Genomic DNA, 14,480 nt, shown 5'->3' with positions numbered 1-14,480 from the left:
GGTCGGCGCCCACCAGGCCCAAGCGCCGACCAGGGTCGGCAGCTACCCAAGCAAGCGCCGACCCGGGTCGGCGACTACCGGGGCGTCACACCACCTCGCGGCGGATACCGATCGGCCGCGCGTGATCGTCCATGTGCAGCGTGGCGGCCTTGCAGCCCAGCAGGCGCTCGGCAAGGCCGGTGCTGGCACCCAGATCGGCCGCGACTTCATTGAGGCTGGCCAGCGGTCGCGGCAGGCGTCGCTCGTGGCCACGGAAGCGCGCGCGGTTGTACTCGGCCCAGCCGATCAGCAGCACGCTGGCACACAGCAGCATCAGCGGCAGTGCCACCAGCACATAGGGGTCGAACTGGCTTTGCCGTTCGTACAGCTGCTGCCAGGCCAGCTGGCCGCCGATCAGCCACGAGAACAGGGTCACCAACGGTGCCCACAGGTAGAAGTAGAACCCCCAGAACGCGAGGGTGACGAAGCCCCAGGCGGTGCGCTGGAAGCGTGGTTGGCGATGCGGCTTGCGAATCATCCGCGAGTCGAAGCGGTTGGACGGGCGTTGTGCGTTCATCGGATCCCCCGATCGGGACTGGTCCAGGTGGCGCGCTTGCTGCGACGGCGCAGCAGGGTCTTCGGCAACGCCACCAGGGTGGTGGAAAGACTGATCAGCCAGTACGCCATCGGGTACCAGATGACCCAGAAGTAGTTGCGTCCAATCTGTGTTTCGTAACGACGGTCGATGATCAGGCTGCTGGCGAACTGCATCAGGCAGACCAGGGCCAGGATCACGCCATGCCATTGCGGCAGCAGGCTGGCGATGTACAGCTGCGGCGGTACGTCGATGAGCTTGCCCAGCACCCACAGCACCACGATGAACAACATGGTGTAGGCCCAGATCACGCTCAGCACGTACTCCAGCAGTACGCCCCACATGCGCCGTTCCTTCCAGTGCAGCAGTGAACGCGCATGCCGCAGCATCACTTCCACGCCACCCTGCGCCCAGCGCAGCCGTTGCCGCCACAGACCCTTCAGCGTTTCCGGCATCAGGATGAAGCACAGCGCGTTGGGTTCGTAGCGGATGTCCCAATGCGCACGCTGCAGGCGCCAGCTGATGTCGATGTCCTCGGTCACCATGTCGTCCGACCACCAGCCGACCTGGTGCAGGGCGGTGCGGCGAAAGCCTGCGATCACTCCGGAGATGGTGAAGATGCGCCCGTACACGCGCTGCGCGCGCTTGATCATGCCGATGATCGAGGAGAATTCGGCCACCTGCAGGCGTCCAAGCAGGGTGGAACGGTTGCGGATGCGCGGGTTGCCGGTGACCGCACCGACGCGGTTGCCGCTGACCAGGTGCCAGACCATCCAGTGCAGGGCGTGTTCCTCCAGCATGGCATCGCCATCGATGCACACCAGGTACTCCGAGCGGGCCGCCAGCGCACCCATGCGCAGCGCGTTGGCCTTGCCGAGGTTGCGGTCCAGGTGCAGCACGCGCAGCCGCGGATGCTTCGCCGCCAGCACGTCGAGCCGGGCGCCGGTGTCATCACTGCTGCCATCGTCGATGGCGATCACCTCGTAGTCGGCCGGATAGCGCTGTGCCAGCGCCGCGCCGAGTGTGTCGTCGAGGTTCGCGGACTCGTTGTGGCAGGGAATCAACACGCTCGCGAACGGTGGATCGACCATCAGCGGCGGGTCGTTGCGTGGGCGCGAATGGCGTTCGCGCCGGAAGTAGTAATACAGGCCGCCCGACATCCAGAAGAACGCCATCACCATCGGGTAGTAGAAGGCGAACTGGAACAGGACCTGCAGCAGCGGGTGCATGTCCATGTCACTTCTCCGGGTACGGGAAGTTGCCGGCGGACATCGCCGCGCGGGCATCATGGGTGGAAGGCTGGCCGGCGATGAAGTCATCCGGGTACCAGGCGAAGTGGTGCACGCCCTGCGCCTGCAGCTGGCGGATCTGCGCGCGCAGCCGCTCGGCGGGAATCGGTTGCCCGCTGCGCCAATCGACGGTCTGCAGTTCGAACAGGGTGTGCTGCAACTGGGGATCGTGCGCACGCACCGCGGCCAGCAGCTGGTCGAGCCAGCGTTCCGGATGCCTGCTGCCTTCCATCCACGGCATCGCCATCAGTGCGGTCTGGTCGTAGGCCTTGTTGAACAGGTCCAGGCGCTGCGCGAACCAGGCTTCGCTCTGCGGACGCAGTACCGGCTCCGCGTACAGGTTGCGCACCGTGGCCAGCTTCGGCCGCCAACGCTGCGCACTGTCGCGCAGGGCCAGGGTGAAGTCGATCAGCGCCCGGGTGCGAGCGCTGCCATCGTCGCCGGCCGCCAGCGTGGGCAGTTCTGTGTCGCGCAGGTAGCCATCATCATGGAAGAGCAGGCCTTCGAAATACGAATTGACGGCCAGATCCTCGTAGATGTCGAGCATGATCTGGCGTGCCTTCGGATTGGTGAAGTCCAGCCGGTACATGCCGTCGGCATCGCCGTTGTGGATCGCCAGTGCCTTGCGCTGCACGGGGTCGGGCAGCTCGAAGCCGAGCACCGGCAGCCATGCGTAGACCTTCACCCCCGCGCGCGACTTCAGCTGCCAGGCGACCCGGCTGAACAGGTCCGCGCGCATCGGCATGTGCCGGTTGGGGAAGTACAGTGCATCGGCGGTGTTGTTGCCGTCCGGATCGGCGAACGCCTGCAGGTAGACGTGGGTGGGCGAGATGCGTTTGACCCGCTCGATCAGCGCATCGAGGTTGCGCCCCTGCTGCGCCGGGTCCGGGTCGTACACATCATCCAGGTCGACCTGCAACGCGCGGATGCCGTCGAGCGCAACGTCGCGCCGCAGCTCGTAGGCCAGGCCCTCCACGGTCGGGTTGTCGCTGACCAGGAAGCGCGCCAGCCCATGCAGGTCGCTGGCCACTGGTGTGCTGCGGCCTTCCAGATCGAAGGACACCGGCATGCCCAGCTGTTCGGCGATGTCGTTGCTCAACTGGTTGTAGGCCGCGTACGGCCAGACGATGGCGCGCGGGCGCACGCCCAGATGCTGCTGGATGCGCTGCACGCTGCGGCCGAGATCGGCGCGCAGGCGCTGCTCGTACTGCGCCTCGCTCTCGTAGCTGCGCGTGGCCGGCCGGTAGATGCGGGTGACCACCGCTGGCGTCGAATTGCCCTGCGGATTGGCAAGCACTCCGTGGTGCAGGTCGTCTGTATGGCTGGCCACTTCGATCAGGCCGCTGTCGTGCATCTGCTTCAGCTGCGCCCAGGTAACGAAGTCATCGTGGCCGAACGGCCGGTAGCCATAGTCGATCGTGCGCCCGGGCGCCATGTCCACGTAATCGGTGATCACTGCCACCAGCGCCGGGTAGCGGTACGCCTGCAGCAGCGGGAACGCCTTGTCGTAGACGCTGCGCAGGCCATCATCGAAGGTCAGCAGTACCGGTTTCGGTGGCAGCGTGGCGCGTCCCTGGGAGGCGTCGATCACCTGCGACAGCGACACCGGGTGGTAGCCGTGTGCCCCCAGCCAATCCAGGTGCGCGGCGAAGTTCTGCGTGCTCACCGCGTAGGTATCGGCGTCGCCCTTGGCCGCGACCCGGTCGCGGATGTCGTGGTAGCTGAGGATCAGCAGGCCGTTGTCAGTGGCATCGAGATGCAGGGCCTGCTGCGCGAACGCCGGCGGCGTGGCGGCCAGCAGCAGGAGCACGATCAGTCGCAGGATGCGGGCCATGTCACTCTCCCCAGCGCAGTGCGGCTTCGAAGCCGATATGACGCTCGCGGTGGCCGTCGTAGACCGGCCGCGACCAGCGCACGCCGTACTCGAACACGCGGCCCTGGCCCAGCTGCCATTCGTGCATGTAGGACACCGAAGGGACCAGAGCGCTGCCGAAGCCGTCCTGCCAGTAGTCACCGAGCGAGACCGTCAGGCGGTGCCGGAAGTGGCGCTCGTAGTGCCGCCACAGCTGCTGGTCGATGCGCAGCCCGATCTCGACCATGCGGTCGCGCTTCGGGTTGAAGTAGGGCGCGTCGTCGCGGCTGCCCCGGCTGGTGTAGGCACTGGCCAGGCCGTCGATCAACCAGCGCGGGCGGGTCAGCAGGCGCTGTTCGAGGCTGGTGCTGAACAGCTCGCGGTGGTTGCCGTCGTCGTAGCGGAAGCGGCTGGCGCCGAACATCCAGTGGGTCAGCTCGCTGCGCCGGTAGTCGACCTGCGCGCTCACGCTGTCAGCGCTGATGCCCGCCACGCGCGCCTGCATCGAGGCTTCCGGGTCATTGCGTGCGGCCACCAGCCCGGCATGCCAGTAATCGTTGAACTGCCAACCCACGCCGATGCGCAGGCCGGTATCGCCAATGTGGTCGTTGGCGCGCAGTACCGCCGCTTCCGCATCCAGCCGGCCAAAACGGTAGCGTACGCCCGCGCCCAGCCACAGCGGGTCGATGCGCTGGTCCTGGAAGTCGACCGAGCGCCTGTCTGCGAAGGCGAACAACCGCCAGCGGTCGTCGAGCACCGGTGTCTGCACTTCCATGCCGTAGTGACGGTCGTTGTTGCCCAGCGGCGAGGTGCCGCCACCGCCGGAGCTGCGACCAATGTCGGTCCATGCCTTCAGCTGCCAACCGCGATGCGCCCGCCAGGCCTGGTCCATGCGTTCGACGGCGGGTTGGGTCGGGTAGCGTGCGACAAGATCGTCGTGCAGTGGCCTTGCCAGGTCATCGCGCTGCAGGGCGACGTAGGCCTCCTCCATGCCCAGCCGCGGCTCGATGTCGCGAGGGTCCAGCGCATGTGCCATCTGCTGGCGCTGCAGTGCCATGCGTGGCCATCCGCGCATCATGTACACGCTGCCCAGCGCGCTCTGCAGGCCGCCGTTGCCCGGTGCGATGTCGACCATCGATTCCAGGTCGTGCTGTGCGGTGCGCAGGTCGCCGCTGTAGGCGCGTACCATCGCCAGATTCAGGTCGGCCTCGTAACGTGACCAGTTCGCGTACGGTGACTTGCCGTTGCTCCAGCGCCACGCCGGCTCCTTGTCACGCCAGGCCTGCAGCAGGTCGATCGCCTTTTCCTGCTGCTCGCTCTCCAGGTAGGCATAGGCCAGTTCCGAATGCGAGGCATCGCGTGTCGGGTCGCCGGCCACTGCCGCCTGCAGCACCGGTATGGCTTCTTCCGGATGCAGGGTGCCCATCAGCGAATCGCCGACCGCAGGCAGCACATAGTCGGGCAGGGCATGGCCTTCGGCCTGCAGTGCGCGGGCTTCCTCGCGCACCTGCGCATGGCGGCCCAGCCGGTTGAGCAGGATCAGCCGGTCCATGCGGACGCGAAGCGGCGCCTGCGCGGGCGGGGTGCCTTCGCTGCCCAGGTAGCGCTGCATGCGCGCCAGGGTCGATTCGGCTTCTTCCAGGCGGCTGTCTTCGCTGCTGCTGTAGGCCAGGCTCCAGACCACCAGCTTGGCCAGGTAGTCGCCTTCGATGCGTTGCTTCTGTGCAGCGTCGAACAGCTGCGGGCGCTGCTGGTACAGCTCCCAGGCGCGCCAGGCGTTGCCGATGTCGCCCAGGGTCAGTACGCGCAGCTTGAACAGCAGGTCGTCGTTGGGTTGCTCTTGGCTGGCGCGCTCGATCGCGCCGAGGGCATCCAGCCAGCGGGCCTGGTCGCGGTAGCGGCCGATCTCGGCCAGGGCCGCCTCGCGGTCAGGCGGGGCAGCGCTGCTGGCCCAGGCCAAGGCGGTACAGGCAAGGCCGACGCAGAGCGCCAGCCGGCGGTGGACAACCATTGGGGACCCCCTTGGCTTCCGAACCAGACAACCTGAGAAATGTGACGCACATCACATGCCGGCTTTTGGCGTGGCCGTGGCCCGCGTCACTCCCTTCGTGCATTCCCGTCCAGCAAGGACGGATACAAACCCGGACAGCGACCTGCAATGTCTTGTCTGAAACGAGAGTCCCCCGCACACCGAATGGCGGCCTGGGCGGCGCTGCCGCCCCCATGCCCGATGCCGGCACGCGGCAAGGATGGGCATTCGTGGGCACTATCCGCCCGGAATTGTCAGCCCGGTGTCAAAATGCGCAGGCGGGCTGACGAGCGGTAGGTAGGGCCGGTTGCGAGGCCCTGCGCGGCTTACCAGAGGTCTTCCAGCTTGCGCGGCTTGCAGGCCACCCAGGAGGCGCACAGCATCAGGGTGGCGCAGCCGAACAGGAAGCTGAACGGGAGCGTCCAGCCGTTGCTGACCGTATGCAGCCAGCCGACCAGGAACGGCCCCAGACAGCTGAAGCTGTAACCCACGCCCTGCATGAAGCCGGACAGTGCCGCCGAGCCGGTGGGGGTGCGCGTGCGCAGGTTGATCAGGGTCAGCGCCAGCGGGAAGGTGGATGGACCGACGCCGAGCAGGCACGCCCATAGCAGGGGGGCCTTCATCGGTGCCAGCAGCAGGCCGGTGAAGGCGATCACGAACGAGAAGAAGCCGATCAGCACCAGCGGGAACGGGTTCTGCATGCGAACTGCCATGGATGGAATGACCAGCGACGGCAGCAGCCCCAGCGCCGAGAACACCGCCACCATCACGCCACCGAAGGCCGGTGTGCCGCCGGCCTCGACCACGATGCGTGGCAGCCAGGTGAACATCGAATAGGTCATCAGCGAAGTCATGCCGAACATCAGCGTCATGCTCCAGCCCAGTGAGGTGCGCCAGACTTTCCCATGCGGCTGTGCGGCCGGGTCGGTGGCATCTGCCTGCGGCTTCGGTGCGCGCCTGGCCAGAACCAGCCACGGCAATGCTGCGGCCAGTGCCAGCAGTGCCCACATGCCCAGCGACACGCGCCAGCCAGCGGCGTTGGCCATCGGCACCGCGAGCAATGCGGGCAGCATGGTGCCCAGCTGCAGCACGCTGATGTAGAGCGTGCTCATGGTGCCGACCTTGTTGGCGAAGTAGCGCTTCACCAGCGGCGGCACCACCACGTTGCCGATGCCCATGCCGGCCAGTGCCAGCACCGAACCGAGCAGCAGCGTGCCGACGTTGCCGGCACTGGAGCGCAGCAGCAGGCCGGCCATCGCCATCACCATCGCCAGCAGCGTGGTGCGCTCCAGGCCCAGGCGCCGCGCCAGCGCCGGCGTGGCCACGCCGAACAGCGCGAACGAGGCGGTCGGCAGCATGCCCAGCACGCCGGTCATGGTGGTGCCGAAGCCGAACTGCTGGCCGAGTACGTCCAGCAGCGGGGTGATCGAGGTGACCGCAGTGCGCAGGTTGACCGCTGCCAGCAGGATCGCGGCAAACGCGAGGACACGACCGTGCAGCAGCGACGGCGAATCGGAAGTGGAGGAACTCATCGGTGGTCCTTGCAGGTGTCGCATGCCGGGGCAATGGCATGCAGCGCCGGCATCGGTCTACGCCGAAGCGGCAGGTGGGGGTGGGGGCTGCTGGCGGGCCGGCAGCGCGGCCATTGTACGTGCGGGCTCCGGCAAGGTCCCGTCATGCGGGCGGCCAGGTGCCCTGATACAAAAAAACCCGGAGGACAGTGATGTCTTCCAGGCTTCTTGGTGACCACCGAAGTGGTCGGGGAGACAGGATTCGAACCTGCGACCTCTACGTCCCGAACGTAGCGCTCTACCAGACTGAGCTACACCCCGAAGGGAGCCGCCTATTCTAGCGATTCACCCCGATGGCGGCAAGGGGTGAATGCTGTTTTCTTCACACTGCCGAAGCAGTGCCACTTCAGGGAACAAAAAAGCCTGGACGACTTCACCAGGCTTCAATGCGACCACCGAAGTGGTCGGGGAGACAGGATTCGAACCTGCGACCTCTACGTCCCGAACGTAGCGCTCTACCAGACTGAGCTACACCCCGAAGGAGCCGCCTAAGATACCGTGTGAAGGCCAAGGCGGCAAGGCTTTTTTACAGCTCAGCGACGATTTTCCTTCTCGATGCGGTTCTGCTCGCGGGCTTCGAACCACATGCCGTTGAGGATGGCCACCGTCGAGGCGAGGCCGGCACCGAGAATCCAGGCGAAATACCACATGATCAGTCTCCTTCATTCCGGGTAGGTGCCGACCGTTGGTCGGCACACGTGCAAGCAATCAATACGCGTTCGGGTTGTTGCCCATCTCTTCGGTGGTGGTCTTGCCCTTCAGCACGCGGTACACCCAGGTGGTGTAGGCGAGGATGATCGGCAGGAACACCGCCGTGGCCAGCAGCATGATCCACAGGGTCAGGTGGCTGGACGAGGCGTCCCACACGGTCAGGCTGGAGGTGGGCTGGCTCGAGGACGGCAGCAGGAACGGGAAGATCGCAAAGCCGACGGTCAGGATGATGCCGGCGATGGCTGCCCCGGAGGCGATGAAGGCCAGGCCGCCGCGACGGGCCCGCAGCAGTACCGCACTGGCCAGCAGGCCGGCCAGGCCCAGCAGCGGCGCCAGGATCGTGGCCGGCATGGCGCTGTAGTTGCGCATCCAGCCACCGGCGGCGCCGAGTTCGGCGGTCTTCAGCAGCGGATTGGTGGCGCCGTCGGTGACCACCTGCGAGGTGATCTGGTAACCCGGCAGGCCGAAGGCCACCCAGGCACCGCCCACCGCGAACAGCACGAAGGCGATGATCGCGGCGATGCTGCCGAAACGGGCCGCACGTTCGGCCACCGGGCCGTCGGTCTTCAGCACCAGCATGGCGGCACCGTGGGCGACCAGCATCGACACGCTGAGCAGGCCGGCCAGCAGCGCGAAGGGCATCAGCAGGCCGAAGAACGAGCCGGTGTAGAAGATGCGCATGCTGTCATCGAAGTGGAACGGCACGCCCAGCACCACGTTGCCCACCGCCACGCCCATGATCAGCGCCGGGATGAAGCCACCGATGAACAGCGCCCAGTCCCAGGTGTTGCGCCAGCGCTCGCTGGGCATCTTGCTGCGGAACTTGAAGCCGACCGGTCGCAGGATCAGCGCGAACAGGATCACGAACATCGCCAGGTAGAACCCGGAGAAGCTGACCGCGTAGAGCGGCGGCCATGCGGCGAAGATCGCGCCGCCGCCCAGGATCAGCCACACCTGGTTGCCTTCCCATACCGGACCGATGGTATTGATCACCAGCCGGCGCTCAGCGTCGTTGCGGGCGACGAAGGGCAGCAGGGTGCCCACGCCCAGGTCGAAACCATCCATCACGGCGAAACCGATCAGCAGGATGCCGAGTAGCAGCCACCAGATCACGCGCAGCGTGGTGTAGTCCAGAAGAATGAAATCCATCTTGGTTCTCCTGCCTCAGGCCTGGCCGGCGGCCGGCGCCGAGGCATTGTGGGAAGCATGCGGCTGGGGCGACTGCAGTGACGGCAGCACCTCGTCCGGACCCTTGCGGATCGCCTTGAGCATCAGCTTGATCTCGACCACGATCAGCGCGGTGTAGATGGCAGTGAAGCCGGCCAGGGTCAGCACGATTTCATGCAGGGCCAGCCCCGATGCTGCATAGAAGGTCGGGAGCACGCCATCGACCGCCCACGGCTGGCGACCATACTCGGCCACGAACCAGCCGCACTCGATCGCGATCCACGGCGCCGGCAGCGTCCACAGGGCCAGCTTGAGGAACCAGCGCTTGTCCTGGAAATTGTTGCGGCAGGAGTAGTAGAAGGCCAGGGCGAAGAAGGCGATGAGGTAGAAGCCGAGGCCGGCCATCACGCGGAAGGTCCAGAACAACGGCATCACGCGCGGCACCGTGTCCATCGCCGCCTGCGAGATTTCCTGCGGGGTGGCGTTGAGGATGTCATCGCGATAGCGCTTGAGCAGCAGGCCGTGGCCCAGGTCCTGCCAGTGACGGTCGAACATCTCGCGCGCTTCAACGTCGTTCTTGTTGGCGCGCAGGCGTTCCAATGCACCGTAGGCCAGCTGGCCGCCACGCACGCGGTGTTCGGCGCGCTCGACCAGTTCCAGGATGCCGGGAATCGGCTGGTTCAACGAGCGGGTGGCGATCAGGCCCATCAGGTAGGGGATCTTCACCGCGTAGTCGTTCTGGTGGGTCTCCTGGTTCGGGATGCCGAAGGCGGTGAAGTCGGCCGGCGCACGCTCGGTCTCCCACATCGCTTCGATCGCGGCCAGCTTCATCTTCTGGTGTTCGCTGGCGGCGTAACCGCTCTCGTCACCCAGCACGACCACCGACAGCGATGACAGCAGGCCGAACGCCGCGGCCACCGCAAACGAACGACGGGCCAGGTCCTTGTGCTTGTTGCGCAGCAGGAACAGCGCGCTGATCGCCATCACGAACACCGCACCGGTCACGTAGCCGGCGCTGACGGTGTGCACGAACTTGGCCTGCGCCACCGGGTTGAACACCACCGCCATGAAGTCGACCACTTCCATGCGCATGGTTTCCGGGTTGAACACCGCACCGGTCGGGTTCTGCATCCAGCCATTGGCCACCAGGATCCAGATCGCCGACAGGTTGGTCCCCAGCGCCATCAGCCAGGTCACCATCAGGTGCTTGACCTTGCTCAGGCGGTTCCAGCCGAAGAAGAACAGGCCGACGAAGGTCGCTTCCAGGAAGAACGCCATCAGGCCTTCGATGGCCAGTGGCGCACCGAAGATGTCACCCACGTAGTGGCTGTAGTAGGACCAGTTCATGCCGAACTGGAATTCCATGACGATGCCGGTGGCAACGCCCATGGCGAAGTTGATGCCGAACAGGACGCCCCAGAACAGGGTCATCCTGCGCCAGATCTCCTTGCCGGTCATCACATACACGCTCTCCATGATGGCCACCATGAAGGACAGGCCGAGGGTGAGCGGTACGAATAGGAAGTGGTACATCGCGGTCAGCGCGAATTGCAGCCGCGACAGTTCTACGACTGTCTGATCAATCATGGCCTGGCTACCTCGTTGGATAGTGCCGTTGCAGGTGGCGGGAAGGGTGGTCTACGACGTGAATGATGTGACCGACTACTTCAAACAGCCTTGATCCAGATCAATGTATGAACAGGTGCCCCGGTTGATCGTATGCCAACCTGATGAAGACTGCGACCGCCGGCCGCAGGGGCGGGCTATTGCCTGCGCCTACAATGCCGTGTCTCCCCCGTTGCCCGTGAAGACCTCTTGAGCGCTGCCGAAACGACCCCTGACGGCCTGTCCCCGGAAGCTGAAACCGCCCGCCAGCGGCGTGTGCGCACGGCCTGGCTGGCCGACCTGGCACGCTCCGCCCGGGGCCGCCAGCGCCTGGCCGCGCTTTGCATCAGCCTGTCCGGCGCACTGTTGATCGGCCAGGCTGCCGCCATCGCCTGGCTGGTGCAGCAGGTGCTGGTGGAGCGCGTGCCGCTGGCCTCTGGCCTGCCGGTGCTGGCGGGATTGGCGGTGATCCTGGTGCTGCGCACCCTGCTGGGCAGCGCCACCCAGGCCGCCGCCGGTGACGTGGCCGACGCCGCACGCCTGGCATTGCGCGAACGCGTGTTCGCACGCCTGCTGGGCCACGGCCCACTGTGGCTGCGGCAGCGCCGCACCGGCGAACTGGGCGAACTGATGCTGCATCACGGTGATGCGATAGAGAGCTATTACAGCGGCTTCCTGCCGGTGCGCACTGAAGTGGTGGTGGTGCCGCTGCTGATCCTGGCCGCTGTCGCCTGGGTCGACTGGGTGGTGGCGCTGATCCTGCTGTTCACTGCGCCGCTGGTGCCATTTTTCATGATGCTGGTGGGCTGGGGCGCCGAAGCGGCCGGCCGTGCGCAGCTGGGTGAGCTGGCACGCATGAGCGGCCATTTCGCCGACCGCATCAAGGGCCTGGGCCTGCTACGCCTGTATGGCCGCGGTGACGCCGAGCTGGAGGGTATCGAGGCCGCCGCTGAAGGCGTGCGCGTGCGCACGCTGAAAGTGCTGCGGATTGCCTTCCTGTCGTCCACGGTGCTGGAATTCTTCGCCTCGGTGAGCGTGGCGATGGTGGCGCTGTACCTGGGCCTGAGCTATCTGGGCATGATGTCGCTGCATGCAGCGGTGCCGACGCTGGGTGCGGGGCTGTTCTGCCTGCTGCTGGCACCGGAATTCTATGCGCCGCTGCGACGGCTGGCCGCGCACTACCATGATCGCGCCAATGCACTGGCCGCCGCCGCCGAAGTGGAGCGTCTGCTGCAGTCGCTGCCCGATGAGCAGGGCCTGGTCGAGAACGAGGTTGCACCGCTGGCGGTGGAGCCGGCCGAGGCCGCCTTGCCGCCGCTGCAGGCACAAGGGCTGGTGCTGCGTCCGCTGGGCGCGCCGCAGGATGTGCTGCAGGATCTGGACCTGCGGCTGGAGCCGGGCCAGCGCCTGGCCCTGGTTGGTCCCAGCGGCTCCGGTAAAAGCACCCTGCTGGAAGCGCTGGCCGGCTGGCTGCCGCCGCGCGCCGGCAAGCTGCAGCTGCGGCCTGGCGTGCAGGTGGCCTATGCCAGCCAGCGCCCCTACCTGTTCCACGGCAGCATCGCCGACAACCTGCGGCTGGCTGATCCCGGTGCCAGCGATGCGCGTCTTCGTGCGGTGGCCGAGGCCGCGCAGGTGCTGCAGTTCGCACAGCGCCTGCCACAGGGCCTGGACACGGTGATCGGCGAACGTGGCTTCGGCCTGTCCGGCGGCGAAGCCCGTCGTATCGGCCTGGCCCGGTTGTTGCTGCGCGACCCGCAGGTGCTGTTGCTGGACGAACCCACCGCGTTTCTCGACGCCGATACCGAGGCCGCACTGCTGCGCAGCCTGGCTGCCTATGCGCGGGGCCGCAGTGTGGTGGTCGCCACCCACAGCCCGGCGGTGATCGCCTGGGCCGACCGCTGCCTGCTGCTGCCGGAAGGGCGCCTGGTCGAACCGGCACAGGCGGTGCGCGCATGAGCCGTTCGCCTGATTCGCTGCGTGCGGTGTTCCTGCGCCATCGGCCGCGCCTGCTGCTGACCGTGCTGCTGCTGTGGACCACCATGCTGGCCGGCACCGCCTTGCTTGGCCTGTCCGGTGGCTTCCTCACCGCCGCCGCGTTGGCTGGTGCGGCCGGCCTCGGCCAAGGCTTCAACTTCTTCTCACCGTCCGCGGGTATACGCGGGCTGACGATGGCGCGCATCGTGTCGCGCTATTTCGAGAAGCTGGTCGGCCACGACGCCACGCTGCGCATCGCCCGCGACCTGCGCGTGTGGTTCTTCCGCCGCGCGTTGCCGCTGGCACCCGCACGATTGGGGGCTACGCGCACCGGCGACCTTCTGGCGCGCCTGCTCGGCGACATCGGTGAAGTGGACGGCCTGCTGGTGCGTGCGATCGGGCCGCTGGTGGCGTTGGGCGGATTGTCGCTGGTCGCGATCGTTTCGGCGGCACTGATCCTGCCGTCGGCTGCGGTGCTGCTGGCGGTGCTGGCGCTGCTGATCGCCTTCGGGGTGCCGTGGCTGGGCGTGCGTGGCCATGACGACGAAGAGGCCGACCGTGCCGCGCATCGTGCCGCATTGCGTACCGCTGCATTCGAAGGGCTGGAAGGTGCGGGTGACCTGGCCGCGCTGCACGCCGATGCGGCCTGGCAGCTGAAGGTACGCGTAGCTGCCAAGCAGCTGGCCTCGCGGGATCGTCGTCGGCGCTGGCGCCTGATCGCGGCCTCGACCCTGCATGGCCTGGTGGCCGGGCTGGGCCTGGTGGCGATGCTGGCGTTGGCCCTGCACGCGGCCGAGCAGCGGCGCATCGCACCGGAAATGGCCGCAGGTTTGGTGTTCCTCACCGTGGCGTTGATCGAGCTGTGGGCCGGCATGGGCCTGGCCTGGCAGTCGCTGCAGTCCGGGCGCATTTCCGCCGATCGCCTGCAGGCGATCGTCGAGCAACCGCCGACGGTGGACGATCCGCAGGCGCCACAGGTGGTGCCGCCGGCTGCGCGCGTGCATTGGGATGACGTGCATTTCCAGTGGCCAGGCGGCGCGCGGCCGGTGTTGTCCGGCCTGCAGCTGACCCTGGCGCCAGGCGAACGCATCGCCATCCGTGGAGACAGCGGCAGCGGCAAGACCACGCTGTCGAGCCTGCTGCTGCGGTTGTGGGATCCGCAGCAGGGGCGGCTGACCTACGGTGGCCGCGATCTGCGTGATTTCGCCCAGGCCGACTGGCACCGGCAACTGGCGTGGCTGCCGCAGAACGCGCCGGTGTTTGCCGGCAGCGTGGCCGAGAACCTGCGGTTGGGTGATCCCGATGCCAGCGACGCCGCCTTGTGGGCGGTGCTGCGCCGCGTGCGCCTGGGCGAATGGGCCGAGCGCAACGGCGGCCTGCAGGCCTGGGTGGGCGAGAACGGCGCGACGATGTCGGCCGGGCAGGCGCGGCGGTTGGCGTTGGCCCGTGCACTGCTGCGCAATGCGCCGATCCTGCTGCTGGACGAACCGACCGAAGGCCTCGACGTGGATACCGCACGCGCGCTGTTGCAGGACCTTTCCGGTTTGCTGGACGGGCGCAGCCTGTTGATGATCACCCACGACGACCTGCCCGAAGGCGTGGTCGATGCGCAGTACCGGTTGCGCGACGGGGCTCTGGTCCGCGAAGCGTGAACCGGTAGTGCCGGCCGCTGGCCGGCAACCTCATGGCGCCTGATACGGACACGGAA

At 67.0% G+C, this 14,480-nt stretch carries 10 protein-coding genes and 2 tRNA genes; 2 read left to right on the top strand and 10 right to left on the bottom strand.

All coding sequences use genetic code 11. The features are described from left to right. Positions 1–85 precede the first annotated feature (85 nt). The 10 genes from pgaD to AC5P5R_RS06880 form a co-directional block, all read right to left on the bottom strand. Positions 86–556 (bottom strand): poly-beta-1,6-N-acetyl-D-glucosamine biosynthesis protein PgaD, encoded by a 471-nt coding sequence (gene pgaD, locus AC5P5R_RS06925; protein ID WP_005410359.1) that lies wholly within the window; start codon positions 554–556, stop codon positions 86–88. Beyond that, entirely contained in the window at positions 553–1,809 is a 1,257-nt protein-coding gene (gene pgaC / locus AC5P5R_RS06920; RefSeq protein WP_049395393.1) for a poly-beta-1,6-N-acetyl-D-glucosamine synthase, read from the bottom strand. Before pgaC ends, pgaD begins: the two co-directional genes overlap by 4 nt. Before the next feature lies 1 nt (position 1,810). Further along, a complete protein-coding gene (pgaB, locus tag AC5P5R_RS06915) occupies positions 1,811–3,697 on the bottom strand; it encodes a poly-beta-1,6-N-acetyl-D-glucosamine N-deacetylase PgaB (RefSeq protein ID WP_005413999.1) in 1,887 nt (628 codons plus the stop codon). A gap of 1 nt (position 3,698) precedes the next feature. Continuing rightward, complete coding sequence (gene pgaA / locus AC5P5R_RS06910) at positions 3,699–5,726, bottom strand: poly-beta-1,6 N-acetyl-D-glucosamine export porin PgaA (RefSeq protein ID WP_100438758.1); 2,028 nt, start codon at positions 5,724–5,726, stop codon at positions 3,699–3,701. Between the two features lie 344 nt (positions 5,727–6,070). Further along, positions 6,071–7,276: a CynX/NimT family MFS transporter gene (locus AC5P5R_RS06905; RefSeq protein ID WP_005413997.1), complete on the bottom strand. Its 1,206-nt coding sequence runs from the start codon at positions 7,274–7,276 to the stop codon at positions 6,071–6,073. Between the two features lie 223 nt (positions 7,277–7,499). Beyond that, positions 7,500–7,576: transfer RNA gene (locus AC5P5R_RS06900), tRNA-Pro, on the bottom strand. 140 nt (positions 7,577–7,716) lie between these two features. Then, positions 7,717–7,793: transfer RNA gene (locus AC5P5R_RS06895), tRNA-Pro, on the bottom strand. A 55-nt stretch (positions 7,794–7,848) separates the two neighbouring features. Next, positions 7,849–7,965, bottom strand: coding sequence for a cytochrome bd-I oxidase subunit CydX (gene cydX / locus AC5P5R_RS06890; protein WP_005410354.1), 117 nt, complete (start codon positions 7,963–7,965; stop codon positions 7,849–7,851). Positions 7,966–8,023: 58 nt separating this feature from the next. Beyond that, the gene (gene cydB / locus AC5P5R_RS06885; RefSeq protein ID WP_005410353.1) at positions 8,024–9,175 is read right to left on the bottom strand and encodes a cytochrome d ubiquinol oxidase subunit II; all 1,152 of its coding nucleotides are present in this window, start codon (positions 9,173–9,175) and stop codon (positions 8,024–8,026) included. A 15-nt stretch (positions 9,176–9,190) separates the two neighbouring features. Further along, a complete protein-coding gene (locus AC5P5R_RS06880) occupies positions 9,191–10,780 on the bottom strand; it encodes a cytochrome ubiquinol oxidase subunit I (RefSeq protein ID WP_005410352.1) in 1,590 nt (529 codons plus the stop codon). A 228-nt stretch (positions 10,781–11,008) separates the two neighbouring features. Here AC5P5R_RS06880 and cydD point away from each other — a divergent pair, with 228 nt between their 5' ends. Beyond that, positions 11,009–12,754 carry a thiol reductant ABC exporter subunit CydD gene (gene cydD, locus AC5P5R_RS06875; protein ID WP_049397940.1) on the top strand — a complete coding sequence of 582 codons (1,746 nt, stop codon included), beginning with the start codon at positions 11,009–11,011 and terminating at the stop codon, positions 12,752–12,754. After that, a complete protein-coding gene (gene cydC / locus AC5P5R_RS06870; RefSeq protein WP_012480819.1) occupies positions 12,751–14,424 on the top strand; it encodes a thiol reductant ABC exporter subunit CydC in 1,674 nt (557 codons plus the stop codon). Before cydD ends, cydC begins: the two co-directional genes overlap by 4 nt. The last annotated feature ends 56 nt before the right edge of the window (positions 14,425–14,480 follow it).

The organism is Stenotrophomonas sp. YJH_SMC_19, from assembly GCF_059367915.1.
Note: the sequence above shows the minus strand (reverse complement) of the source record. Positions and strands in the feature narration are given on the sequence as shown.

What these genes read in the sequence shown, in the direction of transcription:
- pgaB (WP_005413999.1), bottom strand. Translation starts at nt 3,697, where the DNA reads ATGGCCCGCATCCTGCGACTGATCGTGCTCCTGCTGCTGGCCGCCACG.
- pgaC (WP_049395393.1), bottom strand. Translation starts at nt 1,809, where the DNA reads ATGGACATGCACCCGCTGCTGCAGGTCCTGTTCCAGTTCGCCTTCTAC.
- cydX (WP_005410354.1), bottom strand. Translation starts at nt 7,965, where the DNA reads ATGTGGTATTTCGCCTGGATTCTCGGTGCCGGCCTCGCCTCGACGGTG.
- AC5P5R_RS06880 (WP_005410352.1), bottom strand. Translation starts at nt 10,780, where the DNA reads ATGATTGATCAGACAGTCGTAGAACTGTCGCGGCTGCAATTCGCGCTG.
- cydC (WP_012480819.1), top strand. Translation starts at nt 12,751, where the DNA reads ATGAGCCGTTCGCCTGATTCGCTGCGTGCGGTGTTCCTGCGCCATCGG.
- AC5P5R_RS06905 (WP_005413997.1), bottom strand. Translation starts at nt 7,276, where the DNA reads ATGAGTTCCTCCACTTCCGATTCGCCGTCGCTGCTGCACGGTCGTGTC.
- pgaA (WP_100438758.1), bottom strand. Translation starts at nt 5,726, where the DNA reads ATGGTTGTCCACCGCCGGCTGGCGCTCTGCGTCGGCCTTGCCTGTACC.
- cydB (WP_005410353.1), bottom strand. Translation starts at nt 9,175, where the DNA reads ATGGATTTCATTCTTCTGGACTACACCACGCTGCGCGTGATCTGGTGG.
- pgaD (WP_005410359.1), bottom strand. Translation starts at nt 556, where the DNA reads ATGAACGCACAACGCCCGTCCAACCGCTTCGACTCGCGGATGATTCGC.